At 61.1% G+C, this 15,685-nt stretch carries 14 protein-coding genes; 10 read left to right on the plus strand and 4 right to left on the minus strand.

The genetic code is table 11. The features are described 5' to 3' along the window. Positions 1-274: 274 nt before the first annotated feature. From OU694_RS06780 to spt, 4 genes are all read left to right on the plus strand, one after another. Positions 275-2,008, plus strand: a complete 1,734-nt coding sequence (locus OU694_RS06780) for a fatty acyl-AMP ligase (protein WP_308910217.1) — start codon at positions 275-277, stop codon at positions 2,006-2,008. A 1-nt stretch (position 2,009) separates the two neighbouring features. Further along, complete coding sequence (locus OU694_RS06785) at positions 2,010-2,957, plus strand: NAD-dependent epimerase/dehydratase family protein (RefSeq protein ID WP_308910218.1); 948 nt, start codon at positions 2,010-2,012, stop codon at positions 2,955-2,957. A gap of 73 nt (positions 2,958-3,030) precedes the next feature. Beyond that, positions 3,031-3,279 (plus strand): acyl carrier protein, encoded by a 249-nt coding sequence (locus OU694_RS06790; protein ID WP_308910219.1) that lies wholly within the window; start codon positions 3,031-3,033, stop codon positions 3,277-3,279. 23 nt (positions 3,280-3,302) lie between these two features. Further along, positions 3,303-4,508 (plus strand): serine palmitoyltransferase, encoded by a 1,206-nt coding sequence (gene spt, locus OU694_RS06795; RefSeq protein ID WP_308910220.1) that lies wholly within the window; start codon positions 3,303-3,305, stop codon positions 4,506-4,508. A gap of 55 nt (positions 4,509-4,563) precedes the next feature. Here the strand turns inward: spt and OU694_RS06800 are convergent, their stop codons facing one another. The 3 genes from OU694_RS06800 to OU694_RS06810 all read right to left on the minus strand — a co-directional run bounded on the left by OU694_RS06800 (position 4,564) and on the right by OU694_RS06810 (position 7,079). Further along, positions 4,564-5,478: a hypothetical protein gene (locus OU694_RS06800; RefSeq protein ID WP_308910221.1), complete on the minus strand. Its 915-nt coding sequence runs from the start codon at positions 5,476-5,478 to the stop codon at positions 4,564-4,566. Positions 5,479-5,494: 16 nt separating this feature from the next. After that, complete coding sequence (locus OU694_RS06805; protein ID WP_308910222.1) at positions 5,495-6,493, minus strand: diacylglycerol/lipid kinase family protein; 999 nt, start codon at positions 6,491-6,493, stop codon at positions 5,495-5,497. Positions 6,494-6,569: 76 nt separating this feature from the next. Next, positions 6,570-7,079 (minus strand): DUF2141 domain-containing protein, encoded by a 510-nt coding sequence (locus OU694_RS06810; protein ID WP_308910223.1) that lies wholly within the window; start codon positions 7,077-7,079, stop codon positions 6,570-6,572. A 170-nt stretch (positions 7,080-7,249) separates the two neighbouring features. Between OU694_RS06810 and OU694_RS06815 the strand changes: the two genes are divergently transcribed. The 5 genes from OU694_RS06815 to OU694_RS06835 all read left to right on the plus strand — a co-directional run bounded on the left by OU694_RS06815 (position 7,250) and on the right by OU694_RS06835 (position 13,202). Continuing rightward, positions 7,250-8,440 (plus strand): LptF/LptG family permease, encoded by a 1,191-nt coding sequence (locus tag OU694_RS06815; protein ID WP_308910224.1) that lies wholly within the window; start codon positions 7,250-7,252, stop codon positions 8,438-8,440. Then, positions 8,440-9,588 carry an LPS export ABC transporter permease LptG gene (lptG, locus tag OU694_RS06820; RefSeq protein ID WP_308910225.1) on the plus strand — a complete coding sequence of 383 codons (1,149 nt, stop codon included), beginning with the start codon at positions 8,440-8,442 and terminating at the stop codon, positions 9,586-9,588. Before OU694_RS06815 ends, lptG begins: the two co-directional genes overlap by 1 nt. Beyond that, complete coding sequence (locus OU694_RS06825; RefSeq protein ID WP_308910226.1) at positions 9,585-11,129, plus strand: oligosaccharide flippase family protein; 1,545 nt, start codon at positions 9,585-9,587, stop codon at positions 11,127-11,129. Before lptG ends, OU694_RS06825 begins: the two co-directional genes overlap by 4 nt. Before the next feature lie 108 nt (positions 11,130-11,237). Next, a complete protein-coding gene (locus OU694_RS06830; RefSeq protein ID WP_308910227.1) occupies positions 11,238-12,026 on the plus strand; it encodes a sterol desaturase family protein in 789 nt (262 codons plus the stop codon). A gap of 36 nt (positions 12,027-12,062) precedes the next feature. Then, on the plus strand, positions 12,063-13,202 hold the full coding sequence (locus OU694_RS06835; RefSeq protein ID WP_308910228.1) for a GNAT family N-acetyltransferase: 1,140 nt from the start codon (positions 12,063-12,065) through the stop codon (positions 13,200-13,202). A 1-nt stretch (position 13,203) separates the two neighbouring features. Here the strand turns inward: OU694_RS06835 and recG are convergent, their stop codons facing one another. Further along, entirely contained in the window at positions 13,204-15,291 is a 2,088-nt protein-coding gene (recG, locus tag OU694_RS06840) for an ATP-dependent DNA helicase RecG (protein WP_308910229.1), read from the minus strand. A gap of 94 nt (positions 15,292-15,385) precedes the next feature. Here recG and OU694_RS06845 point away from each other — a divergent pair, with 94 nt between their 5' ends. Further along, entirely contained in the window at positions 15,386-15,682 is a 297-nt protein-coding gene (locus OU694_RS06845; protein ID WP_308910230.1) for a succinate dehydrogenase assembly factor 2, read from the plus strand. Positions 15,683-15,685 lie beyond the last annotated feature (3 nt).

The following is a 15,685-nucleotide window of genomic DNA, read 5'->3' on the forward strand; positions in this document are numbered from 1 at the left end:
CGCAATGGCTCTCTAATCGAACTTGCAGACTACCCGGCAGGCCAGAATTCACTTGCGCCGGAGCCGCGCAGACTGTAATTCAGCCGTAACATTCGGGACAAAACTAACTGCCTGAAATGAATAAAATGGGACCCGGGCGAATCAAGGATTTTCTTTCGGGTTTGCAAGCAAAATATCAGTTCCAGGGACGGGACCGACGGCGAATCGGAACGACCCTCGTATGTTATTTGGTACCGGTCCGTTTGTCTGGATCTATTTGGTTGAAGCGAGCGCTATGACTTCAGTAACGCCTACCCTTGACCCCACCCTGCCGCGGCGCTTTGCGGACTTCGATACTCTTGTCGACGCAATGGAATATGCGGCGCAGGGTATTCGGGGCGCCAATTTTTTTGATGCACGGGGTGATCTTGTAGAGTCGGTTACCTGGACCGAAATCCGCGACCGCGCACGGCTGATCGGCCGCAGGTTGACCGGCCTCGGCTTCGAACCCGGCGACCGCATTGCCCTCATTGCCGAAACGAGTGCCAACTTCGTGGCCTTTTTCGTCGGCTGCCAATATGCAAGCGTCCTGCCCGTGCCCCTGCCCCTGCCGACCTCGTTCGGTGGCAAGGAAGGCTATGTCAGCCAGTTGCAGGGACAGATGCAAAGCTGCGATGCCTCGGCCATCATGGCGCCTGACTTCATGGCCGGGATCATCGCCGAAGCCACCGAAGGCATGAGCCTGCGTTTCAAGGGTTCCTGCGCCGATTATGCAGCGGCAGATGCCGATGCCGACCACCGCCTGCCGACCGCCGACGATCTCGCCTATCTGCAATATTCTTCTGGCAGCACCCGCTTCCCGCACGGTGTGGCCGTCACCCACCGGTCGCTCCTTGCCAACACCTTCGGCATGGGCTTCCACGGCGTGAAGCTGCAGGACGACGACCGCTGCGTTTCGTGGCTGCCCTTCTACCATGACATGGGCCTTGTCGGCACACTTCTCACCACCCTCACCTGCCAGGTATCGGTGGACTTTATCCCGACCGAGGAATTTGCCCGCCGCCCGCTGACCTGGCTGCGCGTCCTGTCGAACAACAAAGGCACCATCTCCTACAGCCCGACCTTCGGCTTCGATGTCTGCTCGCGCCGCGCTGCCATGCGCGCCAGCGCCCTTGAAGGCCTCGACCTCTCGAGCTGGCGCGTTGCCGGTATCGGCGGCGACATGATCCGCCCCGACGTGATGCGCGACTTCCATGAGACCTTCCGGTCGATTGGTGTCCGGAAAACGATTTTCCTGCCGAGCTATGGCCTTGCCGAATGCACCCTCGGTGTCAGCTTCGGCGAAGTGGGCAAAGGGATCGAGATCGATCTCGTCGAGGAAGCCCTTCTGGGCGGCGACCGCCACCTCCTCGTCACCAATTCCAAGGATAACGACCGCAAGCGCGAAGTCGTAAACTGCGGCAAGCCCCTGCCTGAATATGAAATCGAAATCCGCGACGAAGACGACGCAGCCCTTGGCGAAGGCCATGTTGGCCGTGTGTTCGTGCGCGGCACCTCGGTGATGCGGGAATATTTCAACGATCCCGAAACCACCCGCGACGTGCTGTCGGAAGACGGCTGGCTCGATACCGGCGACATGGGCTACATGAAAAAGGAATGCCTTTATATCGTCGGCCGCGCCAAGGACATGATCATTGTCAACGGCCGTAACCACTGGCCGCAGGATATCGAATGGGCAGCAGAGCAGCTGCCCGGCGTGAAAGCCGGCGACATTGCCGCCATCTCGGTCCCCGGCGAAAATGCCGAAGAAGTGCCGATGATCCTTGCCCAGTGCCGCCAGTCAGACCCCGCTGACCGTGCCCGTTTCGCCGATATGCTGAAAAAGCATGTCCAGAAAACCACCGGCATCAATTGCCTGATCGAGCTTGTCGGCCCGCGCGCCCTGCCGCGCACCTCTTCGGGCAAGCTCAGCCGCTCCAAGGCCCGCAACCAGTATCTGTCGGGCCGCCTGCAGGCCCTCGCGAGCTGATATGACTGACCCTGTGGCGACGGCACCCGTTGTCGCCCTGACCGGGGCGACCGGTTTTCTCGGCGGTCATCTGATCGACAGCCTGCTGCGCGCGGGATACCGCGTGCGCGCCCTTATCCGGCGCACACCGACCGACATCCGCACCGGCCTTGACTGGGTCAAGGGCGACCTTGACGATGAAGACGCGCTCGAAAGCCTTTGCGAAGGCGCCGAGGCCGTCATCCATGCCGCTGGCCTCGTCAAGGCGCTCAGCCGCGATGATTATTTCGATGTCAACCTGAACGGCACCCTTGCCATGCTGAAAGCGGCGGCGGACGAAGATGTGAAGCGCTTCTTCCTTGTCTCCAGCCTGTCGGCGCGCGAGCCCCGCCTCACCCATTATGGGGCATCGAAAGCCGCTGCCGAGCTTGCCGTTTCGGCGCGTCCCTGGCCGTTCCGCTGGACCATCGTCCGCCCGCCCGCCATCTATGGCCCCGGCGACATGGAAATCCTGAAGCTTCTGAAGGCGACCCGGTTCGGGATCCTGCCCAACGGCGGATCGCGCGATAATCGCTTCTCGATGATCCACGGGGCCGATATGGCGGATGCCATCGTCGCCATGCTCAAGGGCGGTTTCGGCGGCCAACTTGTGGAAGTGGACGACGGCCGCGACGGCGGCTACCGGATCGACGATATCGCCAAGGCGCTCGGCGACGACGAAAAGATGCCCCGCGTGCTCGCCATTCCGCGCCCCGCCGTGCTGCTTGCCGGTGCTGTCGGCAGCCTTGTCGGCCGCGTGATCGGCAAGCCGCTGACGCTCAATCTCGACAAGGCGCGGCTCATCACTCACCCTGACTGGCTGGTGCGCGGGGCAAGGCGCCCGTCCATCCCCGGCTGGAGCCCCGTTTACGACCTGAAATCGGGCCTAAAAAACACAATTGAATGGTATCGCCTGAACCGCTTTTTGTGATAGGTTCCGCGTCACCCTGCCCGCGGCCCGTTTTTGCGGGCACCCGGCCCCAACCAAGAGGCGGATTTAATCTATGGCAAACGCCCAGACCCTCGACCGTATTTTCGAACTGGTCGCTCCCTTCAACAAGAAGGGCATTGAACTTCAAGCGGACACAACCTTCGCAACGGACCTTGATCTCGACAGCCTCACCGTGATGGATCTGGTGGCTGAAATCGAAGACGCGTTCGACATCATCCTGCCGCTCAATCTGCTGCCCGAGCTCGAGACCATCGAGCAGGTAGCCGCCGCCGTCGACCGCATCGTTGCCGACAACGACTGAGCCCTTTTGCCCGAGTACAGACGATGGACCTGTTTGACAAATTCGACGCGCTGATCGCCCAGAAATCCAGCCTGCCGTTCGAGAAGGCCGACCCCTTCAAAGTGGTGATGGACAAGGTTCTCTCCGAGACCGTTGCAATCATTGAGGGCCGCGAGACCATCCTTGCCGGCACCAACAATTACATGGGCATGACCTTCAACGAGGAAGCGATTGCCGCCGCCAAGGAAGCCCTGGACAATTACGGCACCGGAACAACCGGCAGCCGCGTCCTCAACGGCACCTATTCGGGCCATAAAGGCCTCGAGAAAACCATCGCCGACTTCTATGGCATGGACCATTGCATGGTCTTCTCTACCGGCTATCAGGCCAACCTTGGCATGATCTCCACCCTTGGCGGTGTAGATGATTATGTGATCATCGATGCCGACAGCCATGCCTCGATCTATGACGGCTGCGCCATGGGCAATGCCACCATCGTGCGTTTCAAGCACAATGACATCGAAAGCATGGAAAAGCGCCTGAAGCGCCTTCCGGCGGAGGCTGGCAAGCTGGTTGTCGTTGAAAGCCTCTATTCGATGCTGGGCGATGCTGCTCCGCTGAAAGAACTGCTGGAAACCGCCAAGAAATACGGCTGCACTACGCTCGTGGACGAAGCCCACTCGATGGGCTTCTGCGGTGAAAAAGGCCGCGGCCTTTGCGAGGAACTGGGTGTCGAGCATCTGGCCGATTTCATCGTCGGCACCTTCTCGAAATCGGTGGGCACGGTTGGCGGTTACTGCGTTTCGAACCATCCGAAATTCGATGTACTGCGCCTTGTGTGCCGCCCCTATATGTTCACGGCCAGCCTGCCGCCGAGCGTGGTGGCATCGGCAACGGCCTCGATCAAGGCGCTGGAGCGCAGCGGGAATCGCCGCGCCCATCTGTGGGAAAATGCCCGCCGCCTGCACGCGGGCCTGAAGGCTGCCGGCTTTACCCTCGCGACCGAAACGGCTTCGAGCCCGATCATCGCCGTCTGCCTGCCGGACCCGCTGATCGCCACCAAATTCTGGGAAAAGCTGCTGCTGAACGGCGTTTACGTGAACATGGCCCTGCCGCCTGCCACGCCGGCGGGCTACAACCTGATGCGGGTCAGCGTTTGTGCGCAGCATACGACCGAACAGATCGACGAGATCACCCGCCGCTTCATCGCAACAGCGGAAGAACTTGGCCTGAACGTCAAGGCTGCCTGATCCGGCGAACATCCGATACAGAAAGGGCCGCATTGCTGCGGCCCTTTTTCTTTGCCTATTTGAAGGCGCCCCTTTTCCTGAGGCTCCAGAAAAGCGAGATGCCGGCCAGCACCGGGTGGCGGCGCATCCAGTCGGTCACCTCGATCTCCACACCCGAGTGACGGCGGATCTTCCAGGCAAGATAATCGATGCCGCCATCGAAGGTCATGGACGCCTTCAGGAGCCGCAGAAAGCTGACCACCTTGCCGTTCCAGCGCCGTCGCGCCCAAAGGAAGCCGGGCGAGCGTGGCATCGCCTTATTGTCCGCCGCAATCACTGCCGCCAGATAGGGCGCAAACCGGTCGTAGCGGTCCTGATCGAGCAGGTAAAGCTCCAGCCCCTTGCCGGGCTTTTCAGACCGCAGCTCGGCGGCATAGGTGGCTTCAAAGGCTGCTACCCACCAGTCGCGCGGCTCGATACTTGCCGTGAGGGGCTTCGCAGCTTCAAGCATGGTCACGCCAGCTTCTGCGATAGCAGCCGCAATCCGGTCGCGCGCGGCACCATCTTTTGCCGAAAGCAGCAGTGTGGGTTGAGAGAAGCGCGCCCACACCGAGACATTCAAACAGTCGGCATGGGTGCGATACTCAAGGTCAGCGAGCGACAGGACCGCATATTTGGACCGCACGACCATGCCGCCATGGTCGAACTCATGATAGAATACGTTCGGCGGGATCAGCTTGTTGGCGACGGCCAGGAAGCGCCCTTCATAGGCTGCAGCATAGTCACTGACGATCACATAGAAATCGAGGATTTTGTCCTCGATTTCCCCCGTGCGCAGGCAGGAGCCATAGAAAAGCGTGCCGAGAGCAGCGTCGCCATAAAGGGCTGCGATCCGGCGGGCGGCTTCAACGGCTGCATCCGCCGCGGGGCGCTGCCATTCCTGAAGGATGAAATCGCGGGCGGCCGCGCGGGCTTGCTGTGCCTTGCTCATGCTTTCAGGCCGCGTGTCAGAGCCGGACGAAGGTGAGGCACTTGTCGCCCCGGAGCGTCACAGGGCGGCCCGGGATCGGGGTATAGATTTCACCGTCCAGCGTCATCGGGTCGCTGCCTTCGATGAGGATTTCGTCGCCGCAATAGGTATGCACGCCCTCGGCCGGGCGGCGGCCGAACACGCCGGTCAGCAGGTCGCGCATGCCGCGCCACACGTTGGCGCCGCCAAATTCAACAGCCGCGAAACGCAGCCCGCCAAGGCCGTCCTCGGCATAGGGCCTAAGGCCGAACAGAAGCCGGTCGAGTGTCGTGGCTGTCACGATGGCAAAACGCCCGGTCAGCGTTACCCGCCCTCGCACATCAAGCTGCATGGGTTCAGACGCCATCAGGTTGCGATCCTTGCCAAGCCCGGCGGCGGAGGAGATCAGCTTGAAAGCCGACCACAGGTGCGCCATCCAGTTGGGCAGGCCAAGGCTATAGGCATTCTCGCGACACCAGAAGATGCCCTTCACGATGCCGGCCGTGCCGAAGAAGGTACCCACCTTGGGGTGCGAGCCATCGCCCAGGTCCAGCTCGATCAGCTGGCGGCTCGTCAGATTGTCGTCCACCTTGCCGAAGGCGGCGAGGCGCAGCAATTTTTTGAGGACCGCATCCGGTCGCCCTTTGGCGCCAAGGTCTGCCGCCGTCATGTTCGTCTTGCCGCCCGGCAGGAAGGAAACCGGTGGGGTCGATTTGAAGGGGTTACGATAGAGAAGGGCTGCAAGCACAGCCCCGATTGTGCCGTCACCGCCGTTGATGACCAAGAGGCCGACGCCTGCACGGGCGAACAGCGCAAGGCCTTCATCGATGGATTCGATGCCATCAAGTTCGAAATGGATCACATGCGGGGTGGCATCCACAATGGCGCGGATGCGGGTCATACCCTCGGCGTTGGTGGAACTACGCGGGTTTGACAGGATGCCGACGAGCAAAATACCCGACCTGCCTTCTTCCACGATATGCCGCTCGTGCTGCATCGGTGCGCGTTCCAATCCCTGCTTGCTGACCGGCGTCTTCTTACCGTTTCAACGGCCGGGCTGCAAGCATCGTCGGTCAGCTACGCCGGAGCTTGCGCCGTTTGTCGGTCTGTTCCTTGTCCTTCCCGAACATATATTGAAGATCGATGGAAACCAACGTTTCTCCGGGGGGTGCGTCAAAAACGACATCTTCGTGGTCAGGTGCAGACAATCCAAGCTTGGGATTGTTGGAAAAACCGAAGCCTTCCGAGAAGAAATCGGATTTTCCGTTCGCATTGCGGTCATGCAGGATCACAAGCGCATAGCGACCGGGCGCCGGTAGCGGCACGCACATGCTGGCGTCATCTTCCAACGCCGGCACCTCGATGCGCACAAGCTTTTTGCCCTTCTTCAGGAACTCCGCCTTGTCGTTGCTGTAAATCTGGGCACGCAGGTTGCCCTCCGCCGAGCGGATATTGTGGATTTCAGCGCGCACAACGGCACCGCCGGCCGGCACTTCGCAGTCAGCCGAAGACTTTTCTTCGGCCAGGACCGGGGCCGAAACCATTGTCAGAGCAAGCAGGAAAGGAAGCGTAATGCGCTTCAAAAGACATCTCCTCTATCTTCGCCGTCGGGTCTTTTTTCTATTCTTGTCCCGATAGGCATCGCCGTCCAAGGTGGCAAAAATAAGGTAGAGCAGCACAAGCGTCGCCGAGCAAACGATTTTTCAACACAAATTGGCTTGCATCGGCGCCCGGGCCCGTGTAGCGCGGACGGATGCTGACCCTTATCGACCGCTATGTCCTGCGCCTTGTCATGACCCCGCTCATGACCACGCTCGGCATTGCGGCCCTCCTCCTTATCCTCGAGCGCATGCTGCGGCTTTTCGATTTCGTGGTGAACGAAGGCGGCCCCGTGGGCGTGGTGTTCGAGATGCTGGCGAACCTGACACCGCACTATATGGGCCTCGCGCTTCCCATCGGGCTTTTCCTCGGCATCCTTGTCGCCTTCAGGAACCTTTCACTTTCAAGTGAACTTGATTCCCTGCAAACCTCCGGTGTCGGGCTTGGCCGTTTGCTGCGCCCTGTGCTGATGCTGTCGCTTCTCCTGATGGCGGTGAATGTGGCGCTCGTTGGCTGGGTTCAGCCGCACAGCCGCTACGCTTACAGGGGCCTTGTCTATGACCTGCGCTCCGGCGCCCTTGGTGCCTCGATCCGGGTCGGCGAATTTGTCGAGATCGGAGACGATACGGTGCTCAGGATCGAGGAATCCCACAATCAGGGCAGCGACCTCCGCGGTATCTTCGTGGAGCGGCGCGACAGCCGCGGCAGTATTGCGGTTTCAGCCGACCGTGGCGGCTTCTTCGCCACCAGCGACGAACAGACCGTGATGCTCAGGCTTTATGACGGCATGCTCATTGACCTCAATGAAAGCCAGATGAAGCCGCGTGTCCTGTCGTTCGATCAGCAGGACCTAACCTTCCGTCTGCCCACGGGCTCCAGCTTCCGCGACAGGTTCGGCGAGGAACTCGAAATGACATTGCCGGAACTCTACCGGCACCAGCATGACAGCAGCCTGCCGCCCGAGAGCCGTCAGCGCATGGAAGCCAATTTCCACTGGCGCCTGATGCACAGCCTGACTTTCCTTGTGCTGCCGCTTCTGGCCGTGCCGATGGGCGTCACGAACAAGCGCGCCACCAAAGCTACCGGCTTCGTTGTCGGCCTCACGCTCGTCATCGTCTATAACGAGCTGATGGAAGCGATGGAAACGCTGGTCATCGGCGGCCACTCGCCCTTTGCCACCATATGGCTGCTGTTTGCCGGTTTCACGATACTCAGCCTGTACCTCTTCCGCGTTGCCGCCTATAAGGTAGGCGGTGATCCGCTTGCATGGATCAATGGCATATGGAGCAGTATCAAGACACCGCTGATCCGCACCACCCGCCGACTGATCGGAGTGAAAGACTGATGGCCATGACGTTCCTGCGCCCCCTGATCCCTTCGGGCACATTGGCGCGCTACATGATCCGGATGCACCTCGGTCGTTTCTTCGGCATCCTCATCGGCCTTTGCGCGGTATTGCAGCTTCTGGACCTTCTCGCCCAGTCGGACGAGATCATGGCCGCCGATGGCGCAACGTCTGCCTCACTCATCACCTATGTGGGGCTGCGGCTGCCGCAGATTATCAGCCAGTTTGTGCCCTTCGTGGCGCTTCTCGCCACCCTTCTCACCCTCGCCACGCTTAACCAGCATAGCGAGGTGATCGTGATGAAGGCTGCCGGGCTCTCGGCCCACCGCATCCTCCTGCCTGTCGGCTATGCCTCCTTCTTCATTGCGGCCGTGCACTTCACCTTCAACGAAACCGTTGTGGTGGACGCCACCGACCAGCTCGATTACTGGGCCGAACATGGCTACGCGATCGACCTGCCCCCCAAGACGGCCAACACCGGCCGCGTGTGGGTGAAGGAAGGCGACACGATCATTCTGGTGGAAGCCGTCAGCCAGGTGCAGAACCGGGTGGTGCTCGACAAGGTGAACCTCTTTGAACGCGACGGATCGGGCCGCCTCAAATCCATCGCTCGGGCCGACTTCGCCTGGCATCAGGACGGCAAATGGACCCTCCATGAGGTCCGGCGCTTCGATGCGGGCTCGCACGAGCTTTCGGTCACGCCGGTCGAGGAATGGACCATCCCTACCCGTCCGCAGCGTTTCATGGCGCTGACGGTGAAGCCGAAGCATGAATCGCTGCTATCGCTGTGGCATTCGATCGATGAACTGAGGGCCGAAGGCCTGCCGACCGAACGACTGATGACGAGCCTTCTGCACAAGATTGCTGCCCCGGCCTCGAGCCTCCTGATGCCGCTTCTGGCCGCCGTTGCCGCCTTCGGGGTGCACCGCGCCGGAAACCTGTTCATGCGGCTGGTGATGGGCATGGCACTCGGTTTCAGCTTCTTCGTTGCCGACAATTTCATGCTGGCGATGGGCGAGTTCGGGGTGGCACCGCCGCTCCTTGCCTCCTTCGCCCCCTTCCTCCTGTTCCTTGTCGTCGGCTATGCCGTGATCTTCCACACTGAAGAGGGCCACAAGCTGCCGCGCCGCAAAGAGGCCTCCGCGTGAGCGACCCTCAATTGCCGGGTGTCCAGAACGAGGAAAACCAAAGGGCCCGCGTCGCTTCCGGCGCGGGACTGGCACTGGTCGGACGCCTTGGCGCACTTATCGAAGTTGTTTCTGTCATCTTCTTCACCTGGGCTTACGGTGCGGTCACCTACGGTCTTTTCGCAGTTCTTTGGAGCTATGTGAAAGTCCTGACGGCCGTCAGCGACATCGCGATGACAACAGCCTTGCAACGCTTTGTGCCGCGTGCAGAGGGAGAGGCCGCAGATCATGCCGCCGGCTACGCCCTGAAGCTCAGCCTGATCGCATCAAGCCTGATGGCGCTTGCCCTTACGCTCGCAGCCCCCTTCCTCGGCCGCTTCATCAATGCAGGTGACGGGGACGCCGAACATCTGGTGCAGGTGATCCAGCTATATGCATGGGTGCTGCCTTTCTGGACGATTGTAGAGGTTGCCACCGCCGCCATCCGGGCGCGGCGCACCTTCGGGCCGGAAATCCGTGTGCGCATCTTTTATGAGCAGGGTCTTCGGCTCGTCGCTGCGCTGGCGTTTGCGGGGCTTGGCTTCAACACCTTCGGGCTTTTTGCTGCCCACCTCGTCAGCGTCATGCTTGCCGCGATCCTCGCGCTGCGGCTTGTCGCCAAACACTATAACTTTCGCGCGGTCATGGCGGCCCCGATGCGCGGGCTGCAGGTGCAGGCGATGCGCCGCTATGGCCGCACCGTGATGCCCGCGAACCTTGTGAAGAAGCTTTTCAGCGAATTCCCGGTCATGTATCTGAACCTACTGCTGCCCGGAGCCGCAGGCGCGGCCGCCGGTGGCTATTATGCCGTGGCCCGCAAGGTGGCAAGCGCCCTGCAGCTCGTGCGCCTGACCTTTGAATATGTGATGGCGCCACTTGCCGCAGAGCGTGACGGGCAAGGCGACCGCACGGCGCTTGGTGACATGTATGCCTTTGCCACCCGCATCTCCCTCGCCCTTGCCCTGCCCTTCGGGGTTTCGCTGATGGCGGCGCGGCACGACCTTCTCGCGGCCCTCACGCCCGAGTTTCAGGTGGCCGGTAGCGCAATTGTGATCCTGTGCGTCGCGCGTATCGTTGAGGCGGCCACCGGTCCCTCGTCTGCCATCGTTGAAATGCTCGGGCACCGCAGCCTGCCGCTTCTTAATGGCATTGCCGGGCTCGCCGTCCTGCTTGTTCTTGGCTTTGCCCTCATTCCGGAACAAGGGGTTACGGGGGCCGCCTGGGCCGCTGCCTTCGGTATGAATACGACCGCCATCCTCGGCCTTGTGCAGACGCAGGTCCTTTTCCGCCTCAATCCCTATACCCGCCTGATGATGCGGCCACTTGCGCTTGGCATCCTTCTCGGGGCGTTGCTTTTCGGCCTCGGTGACGCGCTAAACACCTTCGGCCCGCCCTTCGGCCTTGTTTCTGCCGTGTTTGGCTTTATGGTGTCGCTCCTGATTCTGGTGCGATACGGGATCGGCCCGGAAGATGCGCTGGCCCTCGGGCGCTTTGGACGCATCCTGCGGTACGGACGGGCCTGATATCTGAGTGCGGCACAGTGCCGCGTATCAGAAAATGATGTTGCGATGCGGCACTCGCGGCTAGTATGAGCGCCGATAGACAGCGAAAATGATTGCGGAGTGCAAGCGATGCGGTTCAGCTTCCTGAAGCAAAAGAGCCATTATCTCGACAAGATGACCATCAAGGAACTTGTGGTCGCGTTCTTCGGCTATTATGCCGTGCAGGTGTATCTGGTGCTGGCGGCTGTCAGCCTTTATGTCGCCTTCACCTATGGCACCAGCCTGCTCGCGGGCCTCGCGGCGGCAGCCATCGCCATCGCGCTCTATCCGCTGTCGTGGTACATCACCCACCGCTGGATCCTGCATGGGCAGTGGCTTTACAAGAACCCGCTGACCGCGCCCCTGTGGAAGCGGATCCATTATGATCACCATCAGGATCCGCACCATCTGGAGGTGCTGTTCGGCGCGCTTTACACCACGCTGCCGGCCATCGGCATCGTCACCATCCCGGCGGGCTATTATCTCGATGGCATCGGCGGTGCCGGTGCAGGCTTCGCAGCCGGTGTGCTGTGGACCTGCTTCTACGAATTCTGCCACTGCATCCAGCATCTGAACTACAAGCCCAAGAATGCGTTCCTGAAGCACATGAAGGAACAGCACATGATGCACCACTTCCATGATGAAGATGGCAATTATGGCATCACCAGCTTCTTCTGGGACAAGCTCTTCGGCACCTATTACCTGCGCAAGGATCGCCCCGTGAAAAGCGCCACCGTCTTCAACCTCGGCTATACCGAGGAAGTGGCGGCGACTTACCCGTGGGTCGCGAACCTGTCCGGCGGCGTCGATGATCGCCGCCCGCGCGAGAAGCGCGAAAGCTACAAAACCGGTGCGGACGAAACGAAGGCGGCTGAATAAGCCGCCTTTGGCGTTACCAGTACGGGGAAGCATACCGTGAGCGAACTCATTATCCGGCCTGTTGTTACAAAGGCCGACCTCAGGACATTCATCCGCGTCACCGAAACCGTCTACAAGGACGATCCGGTATTCATCCAGCCCCTGATGCTGGAACGGATGGAAAGCCTTTCGAAAGACAAGAACCCCTTCTTTCTGCATGCGGAAGGCGAATACTGGATCGCCGAGCGCGACGGCGTGGCTGTTGGCCGCATCTCCGCACAGGTTGACCCCAATCTGCAAGAAAAGTGGGGGCCAGGCCTCGGCCATTTCGGGCTTTTTGAAGCGACCGATTTCGAGGCGGCCGAAGCGCTTTTCAAAACCGCAGCCGACTGGCTGAAAGCCAAAGGCATGACCCGCATCCAGGGGCCATGGTCGCTGTCCGCCAATCAGGAATGCGGCATGCTTGTCGATGGTTTCGATACGCCGCCCGTGGTGATGATGCCGCACGGCCGCCCCGAATATGACGGCTGGCTGAAGAAGCTCGGCTTTGAAAAAGCCAAGGACCTGCTTGCATGGTATCTCGATATCCGCGACGAACCCGAAGAGCGGATCGGGCGGATCGTAGAAATGGGCAAGCGCAACAAGAAGATCAAGATCCGCGAGATCGACATGAAGCGGTTCGACGAAGAACTCGCGCTCATTCTCGATATCTTCAATGACGCCTGGGCCGACAACTGGGGCTTCACCCCCTTTACCGACGCCGAAGCCACGCACACCGCTGCGTCGCTGAAGCCCATCGTGAAGCCATACCGCACCCTGATCGCTGAATATGACGGCGAACCCGTGGGCTTCATGGTGACGATCCCCGATGTGAACCACCATATCCGTGACCTGAAAGGCAAGCTCCTCCCCTTCGGCATCTTCAAGCTCCTCGCCCGCATGCTCGGCAAAAAATCGGACGAGCGTGTGCGCGTGCCGCTGATGGGGATCCGCAAGTCGCTGCAGAAATCCAAGGTCGGCGGCATCATCCCGATCATGCTGATTGAAGCCACCCGCCCGGGTGTGCGCAAGCGCGGCGCCAACTTTGCCGAGCTTGGCTGGATCCTTGAGGACAACGACGGCATGAACAACATGCTGCGCGAAGTCGCCTGCGTGCATTACAAGACGATGCGGATTTACGAGAAGCCGATCGGCTAGGCTAACCCGATTGCATCAGGCGCACGCCCTCGTCGCGCTCGAAGAGATACAGAAGATTACGGAGCGCCTGACCGCGTTCCGTTTTCAGTTCCGGGTCCTTCGATACAAAAAGCCGGGCGTCGTCGTTCGCCATCGGGATCATGTCGCCGTGCGCTGCGAAATCGACGAGCCGGAATTCCGGCAGGCCCGATTGTTTGAGCCCAAGGATTTCGCCGCCGCCCCGAAGGCGCAGGTCTTCTTCGGCGATCAGGAAGCCGTCGTCGGTGTCGCGCATCACCTGCAGGCGGGCACGGGCAACCTCGCCAACCGACTGGGCACGAACGAGCAAGCATGTTGACTTGGCAGCCCCGCGCCCCACCCGGCCACGCAGCTGGTGCAGCTGGGCAAGGCCGAAGCGTTCGGCATGTTCGATCACCATGATGGAGGCTTCAGGCACATCAACGCCGACCTCGATCACGGTGGTGGCGACCAGAAGCTGGATATCGCCTTTCTGGAAGGCTTCCATCACCGCGTCTTTCTCCGGCCCCTTCATGCGGCCATGGACAAGCCCCACGGCACTTTCGCCAAACACGTGAGCAAGCATGCCATAGCGTTCCTCGGCGGCCGCCAGATCGCTGTTTTCGGATTCCTCCACGAGGGGGCAAACCCAATAGGCGCGCGCCCCCTGCGCCATCGCCCGGCGCAGGCCATCGATCACATCGGATAGCCGGTCTTCCGACACCACACGGGTATCAATGGGCGTGCGCCCCGGCGGCTTCTCGCGGATCAGCGACACATCCATGTCGCCGTAGGCGGTCAGCGTCAGCGTGCGCGGGATGGGGGTCGCCGTCATACCCAGCACATCGATGCCATGGGCGGCCTTGTCGGCCAGCGCCAGCCGCTGCTGCACCCCGAAGCGATGCTGTTCATCGATGATCGCAAGGCCAAGATCGCGGTAGGCCACATCATCCTGAATAAGGGCATGGGTGCCGATGAGGATATCGATCTCGCCGGCCTTCAGGCTGGCCAGCAGTGCGTCGCGCGCCTTGCCCTTGGTACGGCCGGTGAGCAGCGCGACCTTTAGGCCCGCGGCAGCGGCCAGCTTCTCGATCCCTGCCGCGTGCTGGCGCGCGAGGATTTCGGTCGGCGCCAGAAGGGCTGCCTGTGTGCCCGCTTCCACAGCGGTCGCCATCGCCAGAAGCGCCACGACCGTCTTGCCGCTACCCACATCACCCTGCAAAAGGCGCAGCATGGCGCGGTCACCACCCATGTCTGCCGTAATCTCGGCAAGCGCCTTTTCCTGATCGCCGGTAAGCGCATAGGGGAGTGCGGCCCGGATCTGTGCCGTCAGCTTGCCGTTCCCGACGATTGCCCGTCCCCGCTTCTTGCGGACCTTTTCCCGCACCAGTGCCAGCGCCAGCTGGGTTGCCAACAGCTCGTCATAGGCCAGCCGCCGCCTGGCCGGGCTATCAAGCGCGATATCATGCCCGGTTTCGGGTGAGTGCAGGTCCGTGAGCGCCGCCTTAAAGCCGGGCCAGCCCTCGCGTGCCATCAAGCCTGCGTCATGCCATTCGGGCAAGTCGGGAATTTGCCCCAAGGCATCAAGCACCGCCTTGCGGATCACCTTGCCCGAAAGGCCGGCTGTGAGCGGATAAACGGTTTCCAGAAGCGGCAAGCTGCCCTCTTCCTCGGGCTTCACCATATAGTCCGGATGGGTGATCTGCTTGACTCCCTGATATTCCTCCACCCGGCCCGAAATCAGCCGGGTTTCACCCTCCGGCAGTTGGGCGCGCAGCCAGTCGGCACGCGGATTGAAGAAAACGAGGGTCAGGAAGCCCGTCTCGTCTTTCGCGAGCACTCGGTATGGCACGCGTTTCGAAGGTGCGGGGCGGTGTTCGATGATATCAAGCGACAAGGTGGCGATACTGCCCGGCACGGCATCCGCCACGCTCGGCCGGTAGCGCCGGTCAATCAGGCCGGTCGGCAGATGCAACAGCATGTCGCGGATACGGGTGCCGGAAAGTTTATCGATAAGCGCGCGGTTACGCTTGCCGATGCCAGAGAGGCCCTCTATATCCGCAAAAAATGCATTCAAGGCTGGCGGCCGCATCGGCCCTGTCTCCCCGGAATTTCGCTTTATCGGGGGTGGACCTTAGCCTATGGTGGCGGCCCCGCCAAGAGAGCGAAACGATAAGAGAATTCCGATGAGCGACTATAACCCCCATGCCCCCCTGAGCCTTGAAGACCGGCGTCGCCGCCTTGTCTTCCGTTCGTGGCACCGGGGCATCAAGGAACTGGACCTCATCTTCGGCAATTTCGTCGAAGCGAATGTGGCGACCTTCAGCGATGACGACTGCGCCTGGTTCGAACGCCTCTTCGAGGAACAGGATCATGAAATCCTCGCATGGGTCACGGGCGGCGCGCCCGAGCCTGACGACTTCAAGGGCGAGATGATGGACCGGCTGAAAAAGCTCGATTTCATGACGCTGAAGGCACGCTGAGCC

The organism is Pseudokordiimonas caeni, assembly GCF_026719705.1.
Classification (GTDB): Bacteria; Pseudomonadota; Alphaproteobacteria; order Sphingomonadales; family Kordiimonadaceae; genus Gimibacter; species Gimibacter caeni.